Origin of the sequence: Streptococcus sp. 1621, assembly GCF_013276615.1 — a bacterium.
Taxonomy (GTDB): Bacteria; Bacillota; Bacilli; order Lactobacillales; family Streptococcaceae; genus Streptococcus.
Genome location: NZ_VMLJ01000042.1, coordinates 1 through 24,531, shown reverse-complemented (window position 1 = coordinate 24,531; position 24,531 = coordinate 1). Strand labels below are relative to the sequence as shown.

25 protein-coding genes and 1 pseudogene are annotated in these 24,531 nt (G+C 39.4%); all 26 read right to left on the bottom strand.

Annotation, left to right across the window (positions count from 1 at the left end; all coding sequences use genetic code 11):
- Positions 1-103: 103 nt before the first annotated feature.
- The 26 genes and pseudogenes from HT697_RS10530 to rimP all read right to left on the bottom strand — a co-directional run bounded on the left by HT697_RS10530 (position 104) and on the right by rimP (position 24,377).
- Positions 104-2,781: pseudogene (locus HT697_RS10530) on the bottom strand (DEAD/DEAH box helicase family protein).
- Between the two features lie 102 nt (positions 2,782-2,883).
- Complete coding sequence (locus HT697_RS09220) at positions 2,884-3,027, bottom strand: hypothetical protein (RefSeq protein WP_162499158.1); 144 nt, start codon at positions 3,025-3,027, stop codon at positions 2,884-2,886.
- 38 nt (positions 3,028-3,065) lie between these two features.
- Positions 3,066-3,821, bottom strand: a complete 756-nt coding sequence (locus HT697_RS09215) for a DUF3883 domain-containing protein (RefSeq protein WP_173219831.1) — start codon at positions 3,819-3,821, stop codon at positions 3,066-3,068.
- A 79-nt stretch (positions 3,822-3,900) separates the two neighbouring features.
- A complete protein-coding gene (locus HT697_RS09210; protein ID WP_173253102.1) occupies positions 3,901-6,552 on the bottom strand; it encodes a valine--tRNA ligase in 2,652 nt (883 codons plus the stop codon).
- Between the two features lie 122 nt (positions 6,553-6,674).
- Positions 6,675-7,676 (bottom strand): virulence RhuM family protein, encoded by a 1,002-nt coding sequence (locus tag HT697_RS09205; protein WP_173253101.1) that lies wholly within the window; start codon positions 7,674-7,676, stop codon positions 6,675-6,677.
- A gap of 31 nt (positions 7,677-7,707) precedes the next feature.
- Positions 7,708-8,949, bottom strand: coding sequence for a hypothetical protein (locus HT697_RS09200; RefSeq protein ID WP_173219820.1), 1,242 nt, complete (start codon positions 8,947-8,949; stop codon positions 7,708-7,710).
- A gap of 302 nt (positions 8,950-9,251) precedes the next feature.
- Positions 9,252-10,484, bottom strand: coding sequence for a beta-carotene 15,15'-monooxygenase (locus HT697_RS09195; RefSeq protein WP_112445099.1), 1,233 nt, complete (start codon positions 10,482-10,484; stop codon positions 9,252-9,254).
- Positions 10,485-10,489: 5 nt separating this feature from the next.
- A complete protein-coding gene (locus HT697_RS09190) occupies positions 10,490-10,645 on the bottom strand; it encodes a hypothetical protein (RefSeq protein ID WP_004237269.1) in 156 nt (51 codons plus the stop codon).
- Positions 10,646-10,675: 30 nt separating this feature from the next.
- The gene (locus HT697_RS09185) at positions 10,676-10,873 is read right to left on the bottom strand and encodes a hypothetical protein (protein ID WP_007284866.1); all 198 of its coding nucleotides are present in this window, start codon (positions 10,871-10,873) and stop codon (positions 10,676-10,678) included.
- Between the two features lie 296 nt (positions 10,874-11,169).
- Complete coding sequence (locus HT697_RS09180) at positions 11,170-11,748, bottom strand: AAA family ATPase (RefSeq protein ID WP_173219817.1); 579 nt, start codon at positions 11,746-11,748, stop codon at positions 11,170-11,172.
- Positions 11,748-12,308 (bottom strand): GNAT family protein, encoded by a 561-nt coding sequence (locus HT697_RS09175; protein ID WP_173263026.1) that lies wholly within the window; start codon positions 12,306-12,308, stop codon positions 11,748-11,750. The genes HT697_RS09180 and HT697_RS09175 overlap by 1 nt, the downstream gene beginning before the upstream one ends.
- A 280-nt stretch (positions 12,309-12,588) precedes the next feature.
- Positions 12,589-12,984, bottom strand: a complete 396-nt coding sequence (locus HT697_RS09170) for a helix-hairpin-helix domain-containing protein (protein ID WP_000038635.1) — start codon at positions 12,982-12,984, stop codon at positions 12,589-12,591.
- A gap of 95 nt (positions 12,985-13,079) precedes the next feature.
- Positions 13,080-13,334, bottom strand: coding sequence for a DUF1912 family protein (locus tag HT697_RS09165; RefSeq protein ID WP_000119707.1), 255 nt, complete (start codon positions 13,332-13,334; stop codon positions 13,080-13,082).
- Between the two features lie 9 nt (positions 13,335-13,343).
- A complete protein-coding gene (locus HT697_RS09160; protein WP_173263024.1) occupies positions 13,344-14,678 on the bottom strand; it encodes a DUF438 domain-containing protein in 1,335 nt (444 codons plus the stop codon).
- Positions 14,678-14,911 carry a DUF1858 domain-containing protein gene (locus HT697_RS09155; RefSeq protein WP_000368739.1) on the bottom strand — a complete coding sequence of 78 codons (234 nt, stop codon included), beginning with the start codon at positions 14,909-14,911 and terminating at the stop codon, positions 14,678-14,680. The genes HT697_RS09160 and HT697_RS09155 overlap by 1 nt, the downstream gene beginning before the upstream one ends.
- Before the next feature lie 265 nt (positions 14,912-15,176).
- Positions 15,177-15,359 (bottom strand): hypothetical protein, encoded by a 183-nt coding sequence (locus tag HT697_RS09150; RefSeq protein WP_000522938.1) that lies wholly within the window; start codon positions 15,357-15,359, stop codon positions 15,177-15,179.
- A 1-nt stretch (position 15,360) separates the two neighbouring features.
- Complete coding sequence (locus HT697_RS09145) at positions 15,361-16,140, bottom strand: hypothetical protein (RefSeq protein ID WP_173263021.1); 780 nt, start codon at positions 16,138-16,140, stop codon at positions 15,361-15,363.
- 261 nt (positions 16,141-16,401) lie between these two features.
- The gene (locus HT697_RS09140; protein ID WP_173263018.1) at positions 16,402-17,511 is read right to left on the bottom strand and encodes an SPFH domain-containing protein; all 1,110 of its coding nucleotides are present in this window, start codon (positions 17,509-17,511) and stop codon (positions 16,402-16,404) included.
- 12 nt (positions 17,512-17,523) lie between these two features.
- A complete protein-coding gene (locus HT697_RS09135; protein ID WP_173263015.1) occupies positions 17,524-18,081 on the bottom strand; it encodes a hypothetical protein in 558 nt (185 codons plus the stop codon).
- A gap of 20 nt (positions 18,082-18,101) precedes the next feature.
- Positions 18,102-18,605: a hypothetical protein gene (locus HT697_RS09130; RefSeq protein ID WP_001067003.1), complete on the bottom strand. Its 504-nt coding sequence runs from the start codon at positions 18,603-18,605 to the stop codon at positions 18,102-18,104.
- Between the two features lie 171 nt (positions 18,606-18,776).
- The gene (gene rbfA, locus HT697_RS09125; protein WP_001273601.1) at positions 18,777-19,127 is read right to left on the bottom strand and encodes a 30S ribosome-binding factor RbfA; all 351 of its coding nucleotides are present in this window, start codon (positions 19,125-19,127) and stop codon (positions 18,777-18,779) included.
- A 165-nt stretch (positions 19,128-19,292) separates the two neighbouring features.
- Positions 19,293-22,094 carry a translation initiation factor IF-2 gene (gene infB, locus HT697_RS09120; protein ID WP_173263011.1) on the bottom strand — a complete coding sequence of 934 codons (2,802 nt, stop codon included), beginning with the start codon at positions 22,092-22,094 and terminating at the stop codon, positions 19,293-19,295.
- Positions 22,095-22,110: 16 nt separating this feature from the next.
- Entirely contained in the window at positions 22,111-22,410 is a 300-nt protein-coding gene (locus HT697_RS09115) for a YlxQ-related RNA-binding protein (RefSeq protein WP_001041390.1), read from the bottom strand.
- Positions 22,403-22,696, bottom strand: coding sequence for a YlxR family protein (locus tag HT697_RS09110; RefSeq protein ID WP_000857562.1), 294 nt, complete (start codon positions 22,694-22,696; stop codon positions 22,403-22,405). Before HT697_RS09110 ends, HT697_RS09115 begins: the two co-directional genes overlap by 8 nt.
- Before the next feature lie 21 nt (positions 22,697-22,717).
- Positions 22,718-23,854, bottom strand: coding sequence for a transcription termination factor NusA (nusA, locus tag HT697_RS09105; protein ID WP_000032274.1), 1,137 nt, complete (start codon positions 23,852-23,854; stop codon positions 22,718-22,720).
- 43 nt (positions 23,855-23,897) lie between these two features.
- Positions 23,898-24,377 carry a ribosome maturation factor RimP gene (gene rimP, locus HT697_RS09100; RefSeq protein WP_000338691.1) on the bottom strand — a complete coding sequence of 160 codons (480 nt, stop codon included), beginning with the start codon at positions 24,375-24,377 and terminating at the stop codon, positions 23,898-23,900.
- Positions 24,378-24,531 lie beyond the last annotated feature (154 nt).

Below are 24,531 nucleotides of genomic sequence, written 5' to 3'. Positions count from 1 at the left end.
GTTTGGGAATTTACCTTTTTATTTTGTGTGATTCGAATGTGATAATGGCAACAGTCTCACTAAAGAAATGAAAATCATACATAGAAATTTTTAAAAATTTTCTCTATCGTAAACCTGCCACTAGTTCAGAAACTATACTAGCTGATTCCAAACGTAATATGGTCACTTCATCTACCTTCCCTAATAATGGCATTGCACCATACCAAACAATGGTCTTGTTTACCAAAAGAATAGGCGTGACTATTTTTGATTGAGTAAAAGACACTTTAATTTTCTGGCTCTTCATCTGGTCTATCCATGTTTTATTTGCAACCGTCTCTGGTATACATATCTCAATTTGACTAATCCTAAATTCTTTTAGAAAATTCATCAGTTTTGTCTGGTGCACATAAGGTAAAATAAGCATACATTCCTGTCTTTCCCCTGCCAAGTCCTCTCTCAACACCTTCTCATATCTACTATCAACATAAACGAATTGTTTCTCCTCACCCTCGATGACACGATAATCCATCTTTCGATAAGCTACTTGTCGTTTCTGAAACATCTTTTCTAAATAAGGAACATGAATATCCACATAATCGAAAATCCGCACCAAAGACTTATCCTTGTAGTTTCTATGAATCCGACCTGCATACTGAATCAAATTATTTTTCCAAGAAAAGGGCGCTGCCAAGATAAGCGTGTCTAGCTGAGGCAAGTCAAAACCTTCGCCAATGTATTTTCCAGTAGACAACAAAACAAACCCTTTATCTAGCTGTTCTAATGTCTTCAATAAACTTGTTCTCTCTTGGACTTTGGTTTTTCCGCTAATAATGTAACAGTCATCAACCTCTTTCTCTTTCAATAACTTTTCAAAGACATCTATCTGTTGAATTCGATTGACTAGAACCAAGATATTCCGCCCTTCTGTCACTTGGTCTAGAATATCCTTGAGAATCATCTGATTCCTCACTGAGTCTGTCGCAATCCAATCACTAAGCTGTATAAAATTACTTGCTTTGGTCTTTTCAATCTCCAAATGACCAAAAGAAGTGAATCTTAATTGCAATTGCCGTTTAAAATCCGTTTCCCTCTTATCAGCAGTATGGAGTATCTCACCAATTCTCTGAAAAACAATAGGTTCATGACCATTCTTACGTTCAGGCGTAGCCGTCAAACCGTAAAGATACTTCCCTCTAAACTGTGCCACAACTTTTTCAAACATCAAAGCAGACACGTGATGACACTCATCCACAATCATCATCTCATACTTATCCAAAAGACTTTGACTATTTTCCAACTTAAATAGAGATTGGATCATAACGACATCAACCAGTCCACTCAGCCATTTCTTAGTCCCACCGTACTGCCCAACATAGCCTATTACCCTTTCACGACCTGATGCCGTATAACGGGTAGCTTCTTCCTCTTCGAAAGTCAAAAAATGGTTTAAACGATCCAGCCATTGGTCTAAGAGTTGCCTATTATGGACTAGAATAATTGTTTTGGTCTTACGTTCAGAGATGAGAGCAGCACCTAAAACGGTCTTCCCAAAACCAGTCTCCGCATGGAGTAAACCATTTTCTTTGGAAATCATATCTGACAGGGCTAACTCTTGCTCAAAAGTGAGTTCTCCCTTAAATTCCACTCTAATAGACCTCTGTACCTTTCTCCTATCTTCCACAGATACCTGCTTAAATTTATCTTGCAATGGATACAGTAAACCTCTTGGTAGCCATAAATAATGATCGGATTCTCCAAATAAATACATTCGCTCAGAAATTTGATAGGTTGGTTGTCGCATAGCCTGCTTTAAATAAAATTCGGGATTAGAAAATGAAGCCATATTTTTCAAGAAAAAAGTGTCTTGGGTGTCACAGACGATTTTTCAAGTTGGATCATATTGGATAAGATGACCTTCAACTCCTTATCCAATTCTTGCTTCCCTAACTCCTCTTGGATTAACAGTGCCACTTTAGCAGTTGAAACCCTCTGAATTTCTTGTAAATACCTCCATTGGTCTTCATAAGGCTGAAACTGTTCATCCACAAAGACCGTTCGCCCTTGATGATAAGCTTCTCCTTGAAAAGGCAAGGCAATCAAATTACCAAATCCCCCCTTAGGAAGAACATCCTGATTTGGAAACATGCGATCAAAAGAATCAAAGGACAGTTGCATACTTTCCTGCATAGCCAATTCTAATAGTTTCTTTCCAAACAAGCGAGCTTCTCGACTCGGAATCGCTTCCTCAAAGAAGAACCAAATATGGAGTCCGTGACCCGAACGAGAAATCTCTAAATGGGCTTCCATCTGGCGTTCCCTGGCTATTCTTCGAATGGCTAAACCGGCTTCTTTCCAATCACTTTCATCCAAATCCAGTACCAAAAAATAACAGCTATCATCTAAGTGCATAGGAAAGATACCGATAGCTGTCTCCCCACGAAAATGAGATTTCAAAACGGAATCCGTTAATGTCTGGAAACTCCGTTTTTCAGGCGGCAACTGCTTCCAACCATAATCATAGGATGGAAAATACTGAATTTTCCCTTGATCATTGATAAAACTCTTAGCATAAACATCATAACGGCCAGCAAACACAGAGGTAAACAATTGTAATTTTTCTTGCGTCGTCAAGTGACTACTTTGAAGTTGGAACATCTCCTCGAACTGAGAGCGTTCCATCACAAACTGACTCTTGTCTTTAAGACGTTTACACAAGAAAAACTCACTATCCCCATTAAAAGAAGAAAAGACATCAAGTACTTCTACCACAATTCCATCCAAAGACACAAAAACAGCCATAAGAGTCACCTCCTTGATTCCTATAGGCTGATTATAACAAGAATAGCTGAAATTGTACACGAAAATAAAATCCCTTACTTGTTACAATAGTTTTGAAAACTTTTATTTCTTTGCTACCCAGCCGATAGCATCACTTGGGGGATTCTCGATATCAATCCAGATAAATTCAATACCGATTTCCCCATTTTTAAACTTGGTTAAACGAATACCGTTGATTTCCAGTTCATTGAGTCGTTGACCTGTCAAGGTTTCTATCTTCTTCAACTAGTAAAATTAAGGGGGAACTAATACAAATCTTCTAAGCTTCTGTATTCAATAATTTCATTTTTGATAATATTCTTTTTAAACTCAAAATGTTTTAAAGGATTATCAACTAATACTAACTTTGGAATATCATCTAGGTTTGTGACCAAGGATAAAATAAAATCCGATTGAAACTCTTTGGCTTTTTCGAATTCTTTCGCAGTCAAACGCACACGCCCCTTAGATTTTCGGATACCTTTTACTTCGGCAAGGTAAGAATGCTCTTGAACATCTACTTGGAAATCATATCCATCACCATAAAGACGGGCATCGGTTAACTGTCCACCTTGGAATTTTTCTTCTTTATCAAAATGAAGGATAAAATAATTCTCTGCCTCCATTCCCGTTTCCTGTAGACGTTTGAATTTGGTTCGAATGATTGGTTTTTCAATGGTAGTAATGCCTGTTCGCTTTCCTTCACTGGCAAGTAGCATTTTAACGATTTCAGCATAACTATGAACATCTTCATTTCCAAACATCATATCAATTAAATCTTTACGAAAACGGTAAACTTCAGCTTTCTGCCACCAACCTTTTCGATTATTGTCAAAATAAGGATCAAATAAATCCATTCTATTTTTTACAACTCCAGTTGTTTCAGCAACTCCCAGAGAAACCACGTAGCGATAAAACTCCGACTTGCTAGAACATTGAAATTCTTTTATAAAAAGCTTGTCAAACTTAGCAAGACCGTAGCCAATTAAATTTAACAATTCATAATGAGGGTGTTTGGACATCACTTTCTCCATCAATAGATATTGATTTCATTATACCAAAAAACACGGCTCATCACCGTGTTTCTGTGTTTATTTAGCTTTATTCCACCAATTTCTTCATCTCATCAATACGTGCGACGGTCGCGGCGTATTTAGCTTGGTAGTCAGCTTGTTTGTCGCGTTCTTTCTGGACGACTTCTGGTTTGGCATTAGCTACGAAGCGTTCGTTAGAGAGCTTCTTGCCTACCATGTCCAGTTCTTTTTGCCATTTAGCCAGTTCCTTGTCGAGACGAGCCAGTTCTTCTTCGACATTGAGGAGGTCTGCTAGTGGCAAGTAGATTTCTGATCCTGTGATAACGCTTGACATAGCAAGTTCAGGTGCAGGGATGGTTGATGCAATTTCCAAGTGTTCTGGATTTGTGAATCGTTTGATGTAGTTGACATTGCTGTTAAAGAAGGCTTCCAAGTCACTATCGCTTGTCTTAACAAGGATGGTGATTGGCTTGCTTGGAGCTACATTTACTTCTGCACGCGCATTACGAACAGCACGGATCAAGTCCTTGAGGCTTTCTACACCTGTGTGAGCCGCAAGGTCTTCAAAGGCTGGGTTGACAGTTGGGTATTCTGCTGTAACGATAGAGCCTTCTGAGATTTGTCCAAAGATCTCCTCTGTCACAAATGGCATGATTGGGTGAAGGAGGCGAAGGATCTTGTCCAAAGTGTAAAGGAGAACAGAGCGTGTGATGACTTTCTCTTCTTCATTATCACTATAAAGGACTTCCTTGGTCAACTCAACATACCAGTCCGCAAACTCATCCCAGATAAAGTTGTAGAGGATGTGTCCAGCCACACCAAACTCAAACTTATCAAAGTTTTCAGTGACTTTGCCGATCGTTTCATTGAGGTTGTGGAGAATCCAGCGATCTGTGACATTTCCAGCTTCCTTGTTGGCAACTTTTTCCACATTGGCAGTTGCTTGCTCAAGGGTCAAGCCTTCATTGTTCATGAGGATATAGCGAGAGATGTTCCAGATTTTGTTAATGAAGTTCCATGAAGCATCCATTTTCTCGTAAGAGAAGCGCACGTCTTGACCTGGTGCAGAGCCGTTTGAAAGGAACCAACGAAGGGCATCGGCACCGTATTTCTCGATGACATCCATCGGGTCAATCCCGTTACCGAGAGATTTAGACATCTTACGTCCTTGCTCGTCACGGATAAGACCGTGGATAAGAACGTTTTGGAATGGCTGACGGTCAGTGAATTCCAAGGATTGGAAGATCATGCGAGACACCCAGAAGAAGATGATGTCGTAACCTGTTACCAAGGTTGAAGTTGGGAAGTAGCGTTTGAAGTCTTCTGAGTCGACATCAGGCCAGCCCATGGTTGAGAATGGCCAGAGAGCAGAACTGAACCAAGTATCCAAGACGTCTTCGTCTTGAGTCCATCCGTCACCTTCTGGAGCTTCTTCACCGACGTACATTTCACCCTCAGCATTGTACCAAGCAGGGATTTGGTGCCCCCACCAGAGCTGACGAGAGATAACCCAGTCGTGGACATTTTCCATCCATTGAAGGAAGGTATCGTTGAAACGAGGTGGGTAGAATTCAACTTTGTCCTCTGTGTCTTGGTTGGCAATAGCATTTTTCGCCAATTGATCCATCTTGACGAACCACTGCGTAGACAAGCGTGGTTCAACCACAACACCTGTACGCTCTGAGTGTCCAACACTGTGGACACGTTTTTCGATTTTAACGAGGGCACCGATTTCTTCCAGCTTGGCAACGACTGCCTTACGAGCTTCAAAACGGTCCATGCCTGCAAATTCAAAGGCCAAGTCATTCATAGTTCCGTCATCGTTCATGACGTTAACTTGTGGCAAGTTGTGTCGTTGACCAACCAAGAAGTCGTTTGGATCATGGGCAGGTGTGATTTTCACGACACCAGTACCAAACTCAGGATCAGCATGCTCATCCCCAACGATTGGAATCAATTTATTAGCGATTGGAAGGATGACGTTTTTTCCAATCAAGTCCTTGTAGCGTGGGTCTTCTGGATTGACCGCAACGGCAACGTCCCCAAACATGGTCTCAGGACGAGTTGTTGCCACTTCAAGGGCGCGTGAACCATCTTCCAGCATGTAGTTCATGTGATAGAAGGCACCTTCGACATCCTTGTGGATAACTTCAATATCAGAAAGGGCTGTGCGTGCAGCTGGGTCCCAGTTGATGATGAATTCACCACGATAGATCCAACCTTTCTTGTAAAGGTCCACAAAGACCTTGCGAACAGCTTTTGACAAACCTTCGTCAAGAGTGAAACGCTCGCGTGAATAGTCTACAGAGAGCCCCATCTTGCCCCATTGTTCCTTGATAGTAGTAGCATATTCGTCTTTCCATTCCCAAACCTTCGTCAAGAAAGATTCACGACCGAGGTCATAACGCGTAATACCCTCACCACGCAAGCGCTCCTCAACCTTAGCCTGAGTCGCAATACCAGCGTGGTCCATACCTGGAAGCCAAAGTGTATCAAAACCTTGCATGCGTTTTTGACGGATGATAATATCCTGCAAAGTCGTATCCCAAGCGTGACCAAGGTGAAGCTTACCAGTTACGTTTGGTGGTGGAATGACGATTGAATAAGGCTTAGCCTTTTGATCTCCAGAAGGCTTGAAAACATCGGCATCAAGCCATTTTTGGTAACGACCAGCCTCAACCTCGGCTGGATTGTATTTAGGTGAAAGTTCTTTAGACATGTGTTTGTCCTTTCTAGCTAATATCTTTAAATAAAATTAGTATGTAGAAGATAGGCTTTGATTCAACTCATCTTGTTTTTCTCATTATCTTCTATAAGCAAATAAACGGTGAAAATTTTACATTAACTTTCTCTCATTATCTTCATAATATGTTTATCAAAGTCTGATATAATTTTTTGAGTTCGGTTAAATTTTTCATACTCCTGAATGGCTTTTGAGTCTGCTTGTTTCTTGGAAATACTTCCTTTTCCTTCTAAAATTTCGTACTCATTAAAAGATAGAAAACGATTAATACTATCTGCCAATCCTCGCATTGTAAACGTATTACGGCGCTCAATCAAACCCTCGATATAATCAAAATAGGCTGTAACAGTTCGCTCTAGTTGTCGAATTTCTTTTTCTTGCAGATAGTTTTTAGCAACCGTTACATCTGATTTGAGTACTCGTCCATCAGGTGCATTCTTCCAAGTAGTTAATCCCATTTTTTCTTTACTTGCATCGGCTTGCTGATAGATAATTTCTGCAGCCGTACTTCCAGTAATTGCATAATGAAATTTATTTTGCACCATAGCATAGAAATTTTTAGTAATATCTGAGTTTCGATCATAATCTATGGCACATTCAGCAAAGATATCCGTAATTTGTTGATAGATTCGGCGCTCGCTAGAACGAATAGAGCGAATTCGTTCTAAAAGTTCACGGAAATAATCTTGTCCGAAAACTGTCTGTCCTTGTTTCAAACGTTCATCATCTAAAACAAAACCTTTGATGATAAATTCTTTCAAGGTCTTAGTTGCCCAAATTCTAAATTGAGTAGCCTTACTGGAATTTACTCGATAACCAACTGAAATGATAGCATCCAGATTGTAATATTCAAGTTCACGCCGGACAGTTCTATTGCCCTCTTGTTGAACCTGTGCAAATTTTGCACAAGTTGACACCTTATCCAACTCATCACTATCATAAATGTTTTTTAAGTGCTTTGTAATGACACTTCGTTCAACTCCAAAGAGCTCTGCAAGACCTTTTTGAGTCAACCAAAGATTTTCATCTTGTAAAAGGATATCTAGCTGAACGTCGCCATTTGGTGTAGTATACAGGATGAAATTAGAAATTTCATTCAAGACAATTTCACCTCCCCCCTTCCATAAACAATTACTTCTCTTTCTTAAACTTTATGCCGTTTTCTTTCAGCTTTTTAACGGTTACGGGACCAATTCCCTTCAAAGCGAGAACTTCTTTTTCAGTCCATTTTTTGAAATCTGAATACCTACGAATCCCATTTTCAACAAAGATGTGAACAAGATCCATCCGAATCCCCTTCATTTTTTCCTCATTCATAAAGGAATGACAATCGGATACCTCGGATAAATTTTTTATCATACTAGAATGATTCGAAAATACTGGTTTACGGCGGAATTTTTGGGCTTCGTTTGTTAAAAATTTCGTTAAAATAATATTTTCTAGTAAATAATCAAACAGAGGATACAAACTAGCTTGTAACGATTCAACTGAATTTGGATAATAGCATTCTTGGTCTTCTATATCTATAACTTTGAATTGCCAATCTTCCTCTATAAAGAATTCAACAGCTTCATCATTGATTTCCACTAATTTTGCAAATAACTGACTGGCTTCCTCAATTTTTCCTTGAGAAAAAGCAGAGATGATGGCATGAATAAGAATGGTATCGTCCCGTTTCCCTTTATTCAATTCTTCACGATAGAAGCGCTCAACCTTTAGTTCCTGACCAGTGATATGATACAAGGAAAGCATACAGAAGACAAAATTAGGAGGAAAACGTTCTGGTCGCTTACTCAAATATAGGTCAATCAATTTCATAGCCTTAGAATTGAAGTTCTCCATCATATAATACTCAATCAGAAACATCAGAGCAGACAGGATAGGGCGTGCTTCAAAATAATTCCAACTATTGTAGCCATTCATTTTCCATTTTTCTAAAACTAGAATTTCAAAATCCAATACTTTTTTAAAGGTTGACAAATCAAAGTCTTCAACCTCTGATAAGAATAGGTGAAAGTCAGCAGCAAAATAATCTGGATTTATTTTTAAAACTTGCTTTAACAATTTATTTCGCTTCTGTGTATTTGGAGTATGCATAGCTTCTCTAAATAAAGCATGATCCTGATTCCAATCAAAAGTCCTATTTTTCAGTTGGTAATTGATTAGCTGAACATCTGGATACTCTCCGTGTTCATCAGCATATTGCATCACTGCTGTATGCAGTTCATCGAAATTTTGAATAGTCCGACGTTCTACAAAAGTTGGATTTTTGGCCATGATTTCTGTCCAAGCAGCCTCTTCTTCAGAAATAACTTTGATATCCAACTTTTGCTGGCGTTTTAATTCTTTTTTTCTATTTTTCTTTTTAGCCATCTATTTTCTCCTCTAACTCATTCTTCAATATATCAAACTCTACCTCTGCTGTATTGGATATTCTTACGACCTCGGATACAGGCTTGAACGGGAATCTAAGCTTCTTTGTGATTCATTTGCTTTGAAGGTTGTACCCCAAGCCTGACCAAGGTAGAGTTTTTCCAGTTACATTTGGTGGTCGGAATCACGAATGAAAAAGGTTGAGACTTTTGAACTTCTTGAGTCTTGAGAACATCTTCATGAAGTTGTTTTGTTAACGACCAACCTAAACATAGGATGGAGTGTATTTAGGTGAAAGTTATTTAGACATTATTTTTTCTCCTTTTATGAATATTTCTTTTATATCTACGATTTATTAATATACTATGCATATTGTCACGATACACGTAATATCCATTATAGGTGTTTAAATAGAAATATTGTAATAACCAAATTATAATCTTCCCAATAACTAATGATAATATGAAACAAACGAAAATAATTATAGTTGAGGCAAATAATTCAGACATCCAATCAGCTTCGGGAGTTATAAATTCGACCAATTTCTTCTTAATCTTTAAACCCCAAATAATTTCGGTTAACTTTGGAATAATACTCAACATTAATAGAGTAAGAAAACCATATAGTTGAGTTCGATAGAGGTGTCTATCCATTTTCTCAGTTCTTATTGGTTTTTTCTTATGTTTTTTTGTATCGAATTGAGAATTTATTTCTCCAATTAGACTAGGAATTAAAATTGGCAAAAACCATGTTAAAGCATTTATTAATTCATTTTCAACTTGATTAAATACTGCTAACAGTAATATACAGATTGAACCAATTAACCATGATGCTATTACTTCTTTGGTATCTTTTGCACCATGTCTAATTAGATTATAAATCATCCACCAGCATATTAAATAAAGTGCAATAAGTGAACTGAACATAAGAATGTCAGTTATTAAATCAGAATGAAAATCAATAACATTAGAAATAAAGTAATAAATATAGATATAATACCATAAAAACGAAATAATAAGCATCGTGGCATATACATTCCACAGTGTCTTTCCCTTTACGATATCTATTTTATTAACTTTTTGAAATATCTTGATTGATCCTACAGTTTTTATAACAGATAATACAAATGGTAATATTAAAAGTATTACAATGATAATCCAGTTATTTATGTGATTTTTACTTATGCCATAATTAATAAAAAAATATTGAGATAAGTTGATTAAAGTTGATTCAACTAGATTTAGGTTATAAAGAATGTAAGTCAAGATTCCGCAAAATATTCCATCCCATGCGTTCATAAAAGCTAAAGATTTAGTACTTTTAGTAAGAAAAACTCTAAACTTATTAAATCGATTTTTATAGTTAAACACATATATTAGTATCAAGGCAAATTGTAAAATTATAACTAATTTAAAATCGGTAAGACAGAATATAATTAGAGATATTATTGGAAAATACGTTAGCGCATACATAAGTATTTTCCAAGTTTGAGCAAAAAGATTCTTCAATCTATTGTCAGTATTAAAATAATACATTAATTTCAATCTTTGCCTCCTAAATCTAATCTAAAGGTTGGTAAATCAAAATCTTCAACCTCTGATAAGAATGGGTGAAAATCAGCAGCAAAATAATCTGGATTGATCTTTAAAACTTGTTTTAACAGTTCATTTCGCTTCTGTGTATTTGGAGTATGCATAGCTTCTCTAAATAAAGCATGGTCCTGATTCTAATCAAAAATCCTATTTTTCAGTTGGTAATTGATTAGCTGAACATCTGGATACTCTCCATGTTCATCAGCATATTGCATCACTGTTGTATGTAGTTCATCGAAATTTTGAATGGTCCGACGTTCTACAAAAGTTGGTTTTTTAGCCAGTAGTTCTGTCCAGACAACCTCTTCTTCAGAAACGACTTTGATATCCAACTTTTGCTGGCGATTTAATTCTTTTTTCTATTTTTCTTTTTAGCCATCTATTTTCTCCTCTAACTCATTCTTCAATAAATCAAACTCTACCTCTGCTGTATTGGATATTCTTACGACCTCGGATACAGGCTTAAATGGGAAATCCCAGTTTCTTTGTGATTCGTTTACTTTGAAGGGTGTACTCCAAGCGCGATTAAGGTAGAGTTTTAAAGTTACATTTGGTGGTAGGAATCACGAACGAAAAAGATTGAGACTTTTGAACTTCTTGAGTCTTGAGAACGTCTTCATGAAGTTGTTTAGATATGTGTGTGTCCTTTCTCTATTTTGTTCATTTTATTTTGAATTTGCTTAGCAGCTTCTTCTGCAGACAAATTCGTATTATTTATTTTAAAGTAGTGGTGTAGCTCATTCGGTTGATGTTGGGAATTTAATTGAAGTGTTTCAGTGGTTTCTAAAATTTCTCTTTCAGATACCTCAATATGTCGTTTTAAGGGTTTGTGCTTTAATCGATTCTCCGTTCGATTTCGATGTAAGCGCTCCTCAAGACTTGTTTCCAACTCCACAAACAGAATCTCTTGATGATAGTCATTCAACAAATCCTGAATTTGCTTTAAATACATCAGCTGGTACTGATTTGAAAAATCAATTACGTCAGTTAAAATTACTGATCGCTGATTTCTTGCACTTGCTCCAAGGAAAGAAAAGGTGATTCCACGAACAAATTCCCACATTTCCTCTGTAAAGTCCTGATAGATTTCTAGTGCAAAATCGATGGCTTGATGGTTATAAAAGAGGGTAGCATCTGTCAGTCGAGATAATTCTTGACCAATGGTCATTTTTCCTGATGCTGGAGCACCAATGATGAAAAGATGCATCAAATTACCTCCCACTCACTCCTCAGCAAGCCATATCTCAAATCATCACAGCGATTGCCTTGGGCATCTTTGCGGTCTCGGATGCGAGCTTCCAGAGTAAAGCCAAGTTTCTCTGCGACTCGTTGACTTTGGGTATTGTAACCAAAGCAAGAAAGTTCAATCTTGTGAAGACCTAGTTCTCTAAAAGCTATGTCAATCAAGGCACGCGCTGCTTCTGGCACATAACCTCGTCCCCAATAGTCTGGGGGCAAGGTGTAGACAATCTCCAGTACATCGTCTTCGTGCCGATGGTTGAAATCAACAGAGCCGATGACTTTATCGGTTCCTTTGACGACAATTCCGTAGCCAGCTGGGAGATTTTCCTTTTGATTGCGCTCGGGAAGGATATGCTCCAGATAATAGATTTCATCTTCCAAGGTCTTGACGGGCGGAAAGCCCGCTGGGTAAGCGACCTCCGGCAAACTAGCGTAGGTATGGATACCCTCAGCATCTGCCACTGTACGAACTCGTAGGACGAGTCGTTCGGTTTCTAAGCGTTCTGGTAATTCAGCTCTTGTCATCCTTCTTCCTCGCTTTCTACAAAAAAATCGTCCCTGCCATCTACATGACAGGGACGAATGTATTTATCCGCGGTACCACCCAATTTCGGGCAGTTGCCCGCAACTCTCGTCTTTAAAACAAAAAGACACTTTTATTTCAATTTTTCATCCATTAGCAACCAGTTTTGACACATTTGTGGACTTCTCAGCTCCGCCACTTTCTGTAAAATGTGGGATTCAAAACACCTCTAATGGCTCTATTGTAGCAAGATTTTGACGGAAATGCAAGGCACAAGAAAAATTACTTGAATTTGATGCCATTTTCTTTCAATTTCTTGATGGTAGCTGGGCCGATTCCTTTCAAGGCAAGGAGTTCTTTTTCAGTCCAGTTTTTGAAATCTGAAGCAGACTTAATTCCTTCATCATAGAAAGTCTTAGCACGATCAAGTGGAAGTCCACCCAAGTTTGCTGCAAAATCTTCTACAGAATTGGCTACTTTTTGAGCTTGCTCTTTGGTAGCTTCCACTGCTTGTTCAACTTTTTTAGAAACAGCCTTACCAGCTTGGCTTGCTGACTGTTCTGCACGTTTCACGACTTTCTTTGTCTCTTCTACAACCTTAGTCACAGTACTTGAAAAAGCGCCTGCACGACGGAGGCTATTTCGTAATTGTTTTTTACGATTGAGTTTCTTTGACATGATAAAATCCTTTCAATAAAAAACCCCTGTTCTGACAAGGATTTAATATAAATATTCTATCAAGATTTTAGTAAAAAATCAAGAATCTATCTCATTTAATAATTCCGCTCACCAAACAATCCCTCTGGTAAATCATGGAATCCCTTACCTGCCTTGAAGTTTTCAAACTTACCAAGCAAGAACTGATAAGCATCCAAGCGACTTTCGTAGCGAATCATGGCATCTTTGGCACGCTCGTCTTGGTCTTCTTCGTAGACTTTTTGGCTTTCCTTGTGCGCCATGTCGTTAATCATAATCTGTGTATTAACCCAAGCTTCAAATTCCTTCATAAATTCTTGTTCGTAACTCATTTTTTCTCCTTATTCTAATCCACGGAAATAGTCCGTATCAATCTCACGGTAGGGTTGAATATCCTGAACGTACTCCAACACACCTTGGAATTCCCCATCTTCATTGTGCACTGCAGCGTAGGTGATGTGGACAAACTTACCTCGCGACTCAGACTTGAACCACATTTCATACTTATCTTTGCTTCCCTCACGAAGCCCCTTCATGATAGTCTTGACCTTGTCCAAGTACTTAGGCGGATGACAGAGTTCAACATTGCGCCCAACTTGGGACGGCGTCCGTTTGAAAATCATCTCATCAGCTGGCGTATTGTCATTGTAATACTGGAAAATATCGTCTTTATTGACAAAGGTAATCTCCATAGGGAGGTGATTGAGGATGAGATTGGCCTGCTCGACGGAGAGATAGCCATTGCCAAAAGCCTGTTGACTATGGCAGTCCAACACTGCTTCCTTTTCCTTAGGGGTAAAGGTAATGGTAAACTGTCCTTCTGGCGTATCAATAACCTGCTGAACTTGACCCTCTGCCGTATCTAGCTGTACAGGCTCCTCTTCACTCTTTTCCTCAACAAAACTCTGGCGTTCTGGCACCCATTTCTCAGACGGACGGATAATAGCATAGCCATAGGCGTCGCTCTCCTCTGCAATCTGAAGCCAATCATCTTGGGTAAAGGACTCAAGAAGAATCATGAGAAGGATGGACTCTTCCTTGAAAATCATACTTTCAAACTCTGTCGCAAAGGCTTCAAAAGTTTCCTTTACAGTGCTAATCGACACTTCTGGTAGTGACTTGGCTGTCGCTAAAGCTGTTTGAAAGAGTTCCCTAATCTGGTCATCCACTCCCCACATAACTTTGGGAGGTGAATCGTGTCCATAGCGCTCCATGATAGGAAAGAAAAGTTCTTCTTTACGTTGGTAATGAATATCAAATTGACCTACAAGTCCCATCTGACGCACCAAACCCTTACGCATCTCCGCCAGCATTTCTTCATCTTCCATAGACTCATAGGTATCTAACAATCTACGAATGCGAATCAAGGTCGCACGGAGAGCCAGATTTTCTTCTTTGAAAATCCGAACTGGGTGACCTGGATGCTCAGTATCCTCTACTTCGACACCTTTGATAGCATTTTTAAAAAGATTAGCATGGACATCGCAGAGTTCCATAACATCTTCAAAGGTGACACCTGAGTCTGAGTTCATCAGCTCGTGCTCCATGAGGGAAATCTCTATGGCTGAGACACCCGCAAAGGTCGCATCAAAACGCTCCTGAACCGACTCAGGAGAGGCACCATTGTGCAATTCTAACAAAATATCCCGCAGGACATGAATCCGTTCATCTGCCATTAGTCTAACCCAATCACTTCGTAGCCGTTTGCTTCCAGCGTGCGGACAATCTTGTCCATAGGTGTTCCTTCAAGCTTAGAACCCTGTTTGAGTGATACTTTACGACCAACTGTGTTGCGCATCAAGGGATTAGCAAGGGGTTTAAAACCAAGCTCCACTAGGATTTCCAAGACTTCTGGATGCTTGTCCACCACTTCTGCAACAGGAATTGACACATCGATGATATTGTCCATGACGACCTCCATTGTATGTTCTAAAATGATTTTACTGCTTATATTATACCATATGGAAAGAGAATAAAAAACTAGCAGTGGAGTTCCTGCTAGTTCTCTGCGACTTGGATTACCATCTAGATAAGTTTAAAGAGCCAATCCAATATCTTAAACACTATCTTGTAAAACAATGATTGGACTGCAAAAGAGATGATCATCCAAAAGAATTTCACAATCCCAATAATCGGTTTGATAAAAATAATGGCAAGAAGTCCCCAGAAAAATTTCATTTTTTATCCTCTGGCTTAATGAGCCACCGAGCCGTATCCATTAACTTGTCGGCAATAAAAAGTTTCCCCAGACCGACAACGGCATTATCATCTTTCTTTATCGTTTTCATTACTTTTACACCTTGCACGGTCAAAAAGTAATTACCATAAATTTTAGCTAGAGTTTTTATGAGTCCCATATTACTCTCCTTCGATGATTTCAGCCTCTTTTCGGATTGTTTCAACATCTTCTTGATATTGAACTTCACTATAGTTAACTAGCTTGGACAATTCTTTCTGCAAGCTTTCGCCCATCGGTTTCATAGTTGCAAAGGTTAAACCACCTGAAATGATACCACCCAAGATAGGAATAAATTTCCCCATTCCTTTGGCCAGCCCTCCCTTGGTAAGATTCACACCAAATATTCTTAAGACTTTTTTCAAAATAGGATACCAAAGCGTCTTTGTTAAAGCTTTATTAGGTACTGTTTTCATTACCTGTTTGGCAATTGTTATACCACCAGCACGTAGCAAAGCAGCAGTTCCATTCACCCCCAACATGACGCCTAGATAAAGCAAAAGGGTATTTTGAGCATCTTCACTCAACTCCTCGCGTGAAGCCCAAAGATCCTCATAACCATAAATATAACCTAATTCTTGGGCCAATTTCAGAGAGAAACCATAAAATTGAGCCACATCAGCTGGAATGGTAATTGCCATGGCAATCCCTCCAGGTAATCCTGCCAAAACAGACGTTCCACTCGCCAATAAAACATTATCCCTAATGCATACATTAGCCACTCTATCTAAGGTTTCTTGAGATAAGAGAGACGTTGGGCCTTGTTCTAATAAGGTAGGAATGTCCTGTGGATCCAATTCTTTGGAAAACTTATCCACTAAAAATTTCGAACGATCAACCTTAACAACTGGTAGTTTTACCACTTGTTGTAATACTTGCATAGCTAACTCTTGTTCAGCCATATACAAACTCCTTTTACTTATGTAAGTTATATTCTATGATAGCATACTCTTTTAAAGTATGTTTCAAATTCCCCTCAAAAATTTTCAAAAAATCCTTAGCAACTTATTTGTTAAAGAACTTTAATAGTCTTTGTAGAAACAGCTCGAATATTCCACTCCTACCTTTACAACATGATATTCTATCTATGAACGATAGTCTATTATTATTTCACCTAAAATGTTCCTTGAATACGTACTAACTATGAACTTTCGAGTTTCATTTTATAAATCCATAATTTCTTTTTTCTTTCGATCAAACTCTTCCTGAGATAGTATCCCAGCATCTAAAAGAGATTTTAGTTTTGTAAGGGCTTCGATTTGTTCATCTAATGATAAACTTGGTTTCATTGCTTTTTCATCTAAACCTTGTGCCATATTCATACCAAAAATCATCCCTGCACCATCACCTAGACCATGTTGCTCCACTCCTGATGCAATTTTTTGTTGTGCTGCAATATTAGAAGCTTTCTGCGATACATCATCATAAGCCTTTAAATTCATCTTATTTGATGAAAATTGTTTAACCAGTTCCTTAGATTCTGGTGAGAACTCAATATTAGCAATGGCAACTTTTACAATCTCAAATCCAAAACGTTCTTTCCAAGTCCCTGCATACTGTCCATCATTCGATACTTGGGTTGCAAGAATTGAAGCTTGTGACGGCAATTGTGAAATACGATAAGTTGTTGACAAAGAATTGAGTGCAACAATAAAAGATTGGAGAAACTCTGTCACTATTTGTGATCTAGCTTGAGTACTGTCGAAAGTATAATAAGTCACATTGGCAGGAAGAAAATTTCTGATAAATTGCTTAGCATCTGTAATTTGGATAGAAAATGTTCCAAAAGCACGTACTTCTAAATCTGTCCCATAAAACAAATCATTATACATGACTGGACCGCGAGTCCCAAATTTAATATCACGAATTTCTCTCAAATTAACAAAACAAATCTGTTTTTGCTGATCACTTTGACCACCGAATCCAACACGATTAACAACATTGTCAAACAGTGACTTTTTCAATCCATCACCGTTAAAAACACTGCTCTCACCATTTTGGTATTCATATCCACCTGGTTCTGTAATAATTTCCTCAATACCAGACTGACTAAAGATAAAGGCAGCAGTATTTTCTGGAATAAAAATCTTGGATCCGTTCGAAATAACACCTACAGATCCCTTCGTATTGACACCCCTACCATTATTACTTTCTTGAACAATACCGGGACTTACAGCTGTATGTTCATCAAAAGCTTGAACTGTGATAATTTCTTTCCACTGATCTGCAAATGTCCCACCAATAGAATCTGTAATTGCTTTTATCAACCCCATTTAATTGCCCCCTTATAAACTCTGATCCATATCACAATAGGCACATCTTACTGTTTGCTTCACTTGACCTGACAAAGGTGCTCCACAAAAGCTACACTTGGTTGAAATCTTTTCTGGCTCTGCATCCTTAATCCCAAGCCCTGCTTTAAAAGTGTCAAATGTATCCTTAAATGTTTCTGCTAAAACATCTGCTCCAAACAAGCTACTATCCCCCAAGGTTTCAAAATTACTTGTATCACCTGAAATCAATTTAATAATGTTTCTAGCCCACTTGTCAGTATCCTTAGTATTATTAAATGCAAAGATAGCTTGTCCGCCATTATAATAAATTTCCAGCCGTTTCACACCATTGGTTTTGGTTACTGAAACTTGAGGTTTCCCTTCAAAAATTTTAATCTGGTTAATAGGAATGGTAACTTGGTCTTTTTTTCCTCCCCACAAACCTTTTTTGATATATATTAAGTGTAGATTCGTTAAAATTAATTCATCTGTAGACAAACCATTTTTCCCAAAACTCACATGGTCACTATTCATAACCATATATTCATGTGGCAATAATTGATAATCCATATTGAACTCCACTCTTCCTATTAAAGACTAGCTTTCCACTGCTCCACTTGTTCATGTAGATTATCACGATAATCTTTTAGAGTCTTAATCACTTCTTCTTTCCCTTGAATCGGTGCTTTCTTTAATGGACCATATTGTTTTTTCAAATCTTCCATTTCTTTTTTAGTGCTATCTTTTAGTTCTTGGATAGCAGCGCTATCTTCTAAAACAGTTCCTTTAAAAGCTTCGTCTGCTTCTGTATAGTAATTATCGATTATTTTCTCATTCATAATCAAGTAATCTTCATAGGTTTTTATAGACTCAATTGTCGTATCGCTAACATCTTGTGGGTTAAAATCGCTTGAACTGAGTTTTTCTTTTGCTTTAGCAAACAATCCTTTCTTTTCAGAACTACTAGATGAAGCTTCTGTTTGATTCTCACTAGAAGAGCTACTTGTTTTTTCAGAAAGAGAACTACAAGCAACTAGAGTAGAAACGGAAAGACATAGCAAAGCTAAACGACAAACTTTTTTTACATTATTCATTGATAGAATCTCCTTTTATTTATGAAATCATCATATCATATTTCCTAAAAAAAAAAAGCATTTTCTAATTAGATAACATTAAAAAATACAGAATCCCTTTTTTAAAAGAATATTTTTCCATTTCAAATTCCACCTATTTTCCTCCACCAAAAAAGAGGGTTGCCCCTCTTCTTAGTTCTTATCCAGATTGCGTAGCATTTCGTCAATCTTGTTTCCATATTCGATGGACTCGTCTTTGACGAAGGTCAAATCTGGGATTTTGTACAATTTCAAATTGCGACCAAGTTCACGTTTGATAGTACCAGTTGCTTTTTCAAGCCCGATTTGGGCTTTCTGATTATCTGAAGCAAGGTTACTCAAAATGGTGTAGTAAACCTTGGCAACAGACAAGTCACCTAGCATCTGAACATCTGTGATGGTCACGCCTTGGACACGCGGATCACGGACTTTCTTTTGCAAAATCTCATTGACTTCACGCTTGATTTCCATGCCCACACGATCCGTACGGAAATGATTTGCCATGATATTCCTTTCTCTACTTTGAACCAAAAGCTAGGCCAGCAGACCTAGCTATTTTTATTAGATAGAGGAACTAGAGCCATTTGAATCTAGGAAACAAGCCTTAGATAGAACTGAAGTTCATCAAGGCGCTGTTGACGACGAGTCAAATGAGCTATCGTTTCTCTCTTATCTCTTGATTTCTTCCATGACATAAGCCTCAATCACATCATCAGTCTTGATATCATTGTAGCCATCGATCATCAATCCACCTTCACGACCGTTTGTAACTTCTTTCACGTCGTCTTTATAGTGTTTCAAGCTTGCGAGTTCACCATCATAGATAACGACACCATCACGGATAACACGGACTTTAGAGTCACGGGTAACCTTACCGTTGATAACCATGAATCCACCGATAGTTCCCACTTTAGACACCTTGAAGGTTTCACGGATAACTGCTTCACCGATAACTTTTTCTTCAAATTCTGGATCAAGCATCCCCTTCATGGCTTCTTCCATCTCTTCGATAACCTTGTAGATAATGCTGTGGAGACGGATTTCCACATCGTCAGCTTCTGCTTGTTGACGAGCTTGTGGTGTAGGGCGTACGTTGAAACCAACGATAAAGGCATTTGAAGCTTCCGCAAGTGTTACGTCAGATTCATTGATGGCACCAACCGCTGAGTGGACGATGGTAACTTTAACACCTTCCACATCGATCTTTTGAAGTGAGGCAGAAAGGGCTTCAACAGAACCTTGTACGTCTGCCTTGATGATGACATTAACAGACTTAAGTTCACCAGCTTTGAGGGTATCAAAGAGGTTTTCAAGGCTGACACGTTGGGTAGCTTGACGTTGTTTCATAAGAGCACGTTTGGCACGTTCTTCACCAGCCGCACGCGCAGATTTTTCATCTTCGTAAACGGCAAAGTGGTCACCCGCCATCGGCGCTTCGTTCAAACCTGTGATTGACACTGGTGTTGATGGCCCTGCAACCTTAACACGACGACCAAGGTCGTTGGTCATAGCACGGACACGACCGAAGGTATTTCCGACAACGATTGGGTCTTGAACATTCAAGGTACCTTGTTGAACAAGAAGGGTTGCGACCGCACCTTTTCCTTTATCCAAGCGCGCTTCGATAACTGTACCGATCGCACGCACTGTTGGGTCTGCCTTGAGTTCTTGGATTTCAGCCACAAGAAGGACTGTTTCCAACAATTCTTCGATGTTTTGGTTGAATTTAGCCGAGATTTCAACAAATTCAGAATCTCCACCCCAAGCAGTTGACATGACACCATGCTCTGCCAATTCACCGATAACGCGTTCTGGGTTGGCACCTGGTTTATCAATCTTGTTGATAGCTACGATAATTGGAACGTTCGCTGCTTTTGAGTGGTTAATGGCTTCGATTGTCTGAGGCATAACCCCATCATCTGCCGCTACGACCAAGATGGTAATGTCGGTAACAGAAGCACCACGCGCACGCATTGATGTAAAGGCCGCGTGTCCTGGTGTATCAAGGAAGGTAATCTTCTTGCCATTTTCCACGATTTGGTAGGCACCGATATGTTGAGTGATACCACCCGCTTCACCTGTCGCAACACGAGAGTTACGAAGGGTATCTAGGAGGGTTGTTTTACCGTGGTCAACGTGTCCCATGATAGTTACAACTGGTGGACGCTCAACCAATTCATCTTCATTGAGATAACCATCTTCGACAAAGAAACGTTCGATGTCGGCATTATCCACTTCAACCTTTTGCTTAGCTTCGATACCATAATCCACCATGAGGAGTTCAATGGTTTCCCCATCCAAGGATTGGTTTTGTGTGGCCATGACACCCATCATAAAGAGTTTCTTAACGATTTCAGCTGGTTCACGTTTGATACGTTTTGCGATTTCCGCAACGGTCATACCATCTGTATACTCAAATTCTGTTGGCAATTCATGGAATTTACGCTCTGTAACAGGTTTTGGAGTCTGATTACGGTTGTTCTTGTTATTGCCTTTTTTATTCTTTTTGTTGTTATTCCAGTTACTATTCTTTTGATTTCTCACTTGATTTTGACTACTTCGATTCTTTTGTTGTTTTCTAGGACCATCTTCTTCGTGATCATAATCGTCACGATTTTTGTCTGGTCGAGCTTGTTTTTTACGACGTGTATCTACTGCAGGTTCTTTTTTCTCAGGGACGACTTCAACCACTGCTTGAACTTGCTGTGCTTGTTGCGCTTGTTCAGCTAACTTAGCCGCTTCTTCAAAGATTTCCTCTGGTTCCTTGCGTTTGTTAGCTTGAGCCAAGGCTTCTTTAGCCGCTTGATACTGCTTGAAGCGTTCCTCACTTGAACGCGCATACTCTGCATTTTGCTCTGCTTTTAGGGCTGCTGCACGGGCTTTAAAGTCAATACGTGGAGCCGCTTGATTTGAACGTTTGTCCTCTTGCTGACGGCGCTCATTTCTACGATTTTGCTGACCTTGCTGCTTCTTAGCTTGGTCATTAAAGCGACGATTGTCGCGGTTGCCTTGAGCTTGTTTTCCGCCATTACGGCCGTCATTTTTCTGACGGTTTCCGTTTTGTTGTTGGTCACGGTTATTGCCCTTATTTTGCTTGCGTCGTTCTGCCTGCTCTTTAGCACGTGCTTCACGCTCAGCCTTGAAATTACGACTTTGCGGTTTAGCCGCTACTTTTTCTGCCTTCGGAGCGACTGCCTCAGCTGGTTTTGCCTCTTCCTTGGCTACAGCTGGTTTAGCTGGTTCAGACTTTTCGGCTTTCTTTTCTGTACTTGCTTTTGGTACTGCAGGTTTTGCTTCTGCTTTCGGAGCAGCTGCAGGCTTAAAGCTGGCAGCGATTTTTGCAGCGACAGCTTCTTCCACACTTGATGAGTGGCTTTTCACATCCAAGCCCAACTCTTTTGCACGCGCTACAACTTCTTTACTTTCTTTTCCAAGTTCTTTTGCGATTTCGTACAATCTTTTCTTAGACAAATCATGTCCTCCTCTTCTATTCCATAAGAGACCTCATTTTCTTTGTAAATCCAGCATCTGTTACAGCCAAAACCTTTCTCGATTTTCCGACTGCTATGCTTAATTCCAGTGTTGAAAACACGGTTACAATTTCTACTTGATAATAATGACTTTTATCTTGAATCTTCTTGGTCAGATTGGGTCCAGCATCATGGGCTAGAAAGACCAACTTGGCCTTGCCGTCTTGAATGGCCTTGACCACCAATTCTTCACCCGATATAATCCGCCCTGCTCTCTGAGCAAGTCCCAAGAGATTGCTTATCTTTTGCTTATTCAAGTCCTAACTCTCTTCTTTTCACTTTGTGATCCACATAAGCGATCAACTCGTCATAAAAGCTTTCTTCCACTTCCATGCTAAAGCTGCGGTTAAAGACTTTCTTCTTTTTCGCCTCTAAGGCTTCTGCATTGTCTAGCTTGATATAAGCGCCGCGGCCATTGGCCTTGCCCGTAGGATCAATAAAGACTTGTCCTTCCTTGTTCTTGACAATGCGGAGCAAATCACGCTTATCAATCACTTCATTGGACACGACAGACTTGCGCAAAGGGATTTTTCTCGTTTTCATCTTTCCCTCCTCTAGCAGCTTTTATTCTTCTACAGTATCGTTTTCTGCTTCCAAATCTACCGAACCAGCTTCTTCCATAGCTTCAAATTCACTAGCAGACTTGATATCGATACGGTAACCAGTCAAGTGAGCTGCCAAGCGCACGTTTTGTCCACGACGACCAATGGCAAGGGAAAGCTTGTTATCAGGAACAACCACCAAGGCACGTTTGCTGTCGTTTTCGTCAAAGATAACTTGGTCAACCTCAGCAGGAGCGATGGCATTGTAGATAAATTCAGCTGGATCTGCTACCCACTCGATAACATCGATATTTTCTTCGATTGGCACCATACGATCATTCTTAGCATCGTAGCGAGCTGGGTGGAATTTGCTAGTGATTTTCTTGATATTCGCTCCACCGCGTCCAACGATTGTACCAATAGCGTCCACGTTTGGATTATGGCTACGAACTGCAACCTTGGTACGGTCACCTGCTTCACGAGCCACGCTCATGATTTCAACAGTTCCATCATAAACTTCTGGAATTTCTTGTTCCATCAAACGTTTGATCATTTCTGGATGGCTACGGCTAACAAAGACGTTGACGCCACGAGGATTGTCTTCAACCTTATAAACATATACTTCGATACGATCGTGGGAAGCAAAAACTTCCCCAGGGATTTGGTCTTGTTTTGACAATTGGGCTTCGATGCTACCAAGATTGACATAGATGAAGCGGTTGTCAAAGCGCTCTACTGTACCAGACATGATTTCTTGCTCATGTTCTTTGTAAGTATTGTAAGTGATGGCACGTGTTTGCTTGCGCATTTTTTCCATGATGGTTTGTTTGGCAGATTGGGCTGCTACTCGACCAAACTCAGCAGGTGCTTCTTCAAACTTGATTTTGTCACCAAGTTCATAGGCTGAATTGATAGCAAGAGCATCTTTCAAGCTGATTTCCAAACGGCTATCAAATACTTCATCAACCACTTCACGGACAGTATAAACTGTAAAGTCACCTGTTTTTTCGTTGAAGTCAATAGCTACGCTGTCTGATTGACCATAGCGTCTGCGATAAGCGGAACGAAGCGACTCTACTACTGCGTCGATGATGTCTTCTTTTTTGATTCCCTTGTCTTCTTCCAAAATGCGGAAGGCCTCTAGCATTTCTTTACTCATGTTTTCTTCACTTTTGAATCCTCAAAAGCTATCCTTTCTTTTTCTATAATTTAACTGCTAAACGTGCTTTTGATACTAAACTGTATGGAATTTGGACAGTTTTCTTACGTGTCTTGTCCATATATTCCATAGTCAACTCATCCTCTTCAAAGGCCAACAAGGTTCCTTCAAAGACCTTTTGCTTATCGATGGCTTGGTAGAGCCCGACATGGATGTATTTCCCAACCGCTCCAGCAACTGCATCCTTGGTTTTCAAAGGACGTTCCAAGCCTGGACTGGTGATTTCTAGGAAATATTGTTCTGGGAAGGGATCTGGCTTGATAGTGTCTAGGACAGGACTGATAATTTCTGTCAAGTCTGCCGTGTCGTTCAAGGTAATTCCTTCAGGTTTATCTACAAAAATACTGAGAATCATGTCACTGCCAATCTTTCCATACTCGATATCCACGAGTTCGAAAGGTGCTTGGATGACAGGTTCTACAACTTCTCTGACTAATTCTACGATTGTTGCGATTGCGTCCACCTCCTCATAAGCAAGAGGCGAAGATATTTCCCCGCCTCTCTTTCTCATATTCTTACTTACAGTATAGCACTTTTTACTACTTATGTAAAGCAAAAGCACTTGTACAGCCTGATTTTAGGCCATTTCTTAAAATTCGCTAACTTCTCAAAGTAAC

Bases quoted from the DNA above. Each gene is read 5' to 3' on its own strand.
- HT697_RS09215 (WP_173219831.1), bottom strand. From the start codon at position 3,821: ATGTCCAAACACCCTCATTATGAATTGTTAAATTTAATTGGCTACGGT.
- HT697_RS09210 (WP_173253102.1), bottom strand. From the start codon at position 6,552: ATGTCTAAAGAACTTTCACCTAAATACAATCCAGCCGAGGTTGAGGCT.
- HT697_RS09200 (WP_173219820.1), bottom strand. From the start codon at position 8,949: ATGGCTAAAAAGAAAAATAGAAAAAAAGAATTAAAACGCCAGCAAAAG.
- HT697_RS09195 (WP_112445099.1), bottom strand. From the start codon at position 10,484: ATGTATTATTTTAATACTGACAATAGATTGAAGAATCTTTTTGCTCAA.
- HT697_RS09190 (WP_004237269.1), bottom strand. From the start codon at position 10,645: ATGCATACTCCAAATACACAGAAGCGAAATGAACTGTTAAAACAAGTT.
- HT697_RS09180 (WP_173219817.1), bottom strand. From the start codon at position 11,748: ATGCATCTTTTCATCATTGGTGCTCCAGCATCAGGAAAAATGACCATT.
- HT697_RS09175 (WP_173263026.1), bottom strand. From the start codon at position 12,308: ATGACAAGAGCTGAATTACCAGAACGCTTAGAAACCGAACGACTCGTC.
- HT697_RS09170 (WP_000038635.1), bottom strand. From the start codon at position 12,984: ATGTCAAAGAAACTCAATCGTAAAAAACAATTACGAAATAGCCTCCGT.
- HT697_RS09165 (WP_000119707.1), bottom strand. From the start codon at position 13,334: ATGAGTTACGAACAAGAATTTATGAAGGAATTTGAAGCTTGGGTTAAT.
- HT697_RS09160 (WP_173263024.1), bottom strand. From the start codon at position 14,678: ATGGCAGATGAACGGATTCATGTCCTGCGGGATATTTTGTTAGAATTG.
- HT697_RS09155 (WP_000368739.1), bottom strand. From the start codon at position 14,911: ATGGACAATATCATCGATGTGTCAATTCCTGTTGCAGAAGTGGTGGAC.
- HT697_RS09150 (WP_000522938.1), bottom strand. From the start codon at position 15,359: ATGGGACTCATAAAAACTCTAGCTAAAATTTATGGTAATTACTTTTTG.
- HT697_RS09145 (WP_173263021.1), bottom strand. From the start codon at position 16,140: ATGGCTGAACAAGAGTTAGCTATGCAAGTATTACAACAAGTGGTAAAA.
- HT697_RS09140 (WP_173263018.1), bottom strand. From the start codon at position 17,511: ATGGGGTTGATAAAAGCAATTACAGATTCTATTGGTGGGACATTTGCA.
- HT697_RS09135 (WP_173263015.1), bottom strand. From the start codon at position 18,081: ATGGATTATCAATTATTGCCACATGAATATATGGTTATGAATAGTGAC.
- HT697_RS09130 (WP_001067003.1), bottom strand. From the start codon at position 18,605: ATGAATAATGTAAAAAAAGTTTGTCGTTTAGCTTTGCTATGTCTTTCC.
- rbfA (WP_001273601.1), bottom strand. From the start codon at position 19,127: ATGGCAAATCATTTCCGTACGGATCGTGTGGGCATGGAAATCAAGCGT.
- HT697_RS09110 (WP_000857562.1), bottom strand. From the start codon at position 22,696: ATGAAAACGAGAAAAATCCCTTTGCGCAAGTCTGTCGTGTCCAATGAA.
- nusA (WP_000032274.1), bottom strand. From the start codon at position 23,854: ATGAGTAAAGAAATGCTAGAGGCCTTCCGCATTTTGGAAGAAGACAAG.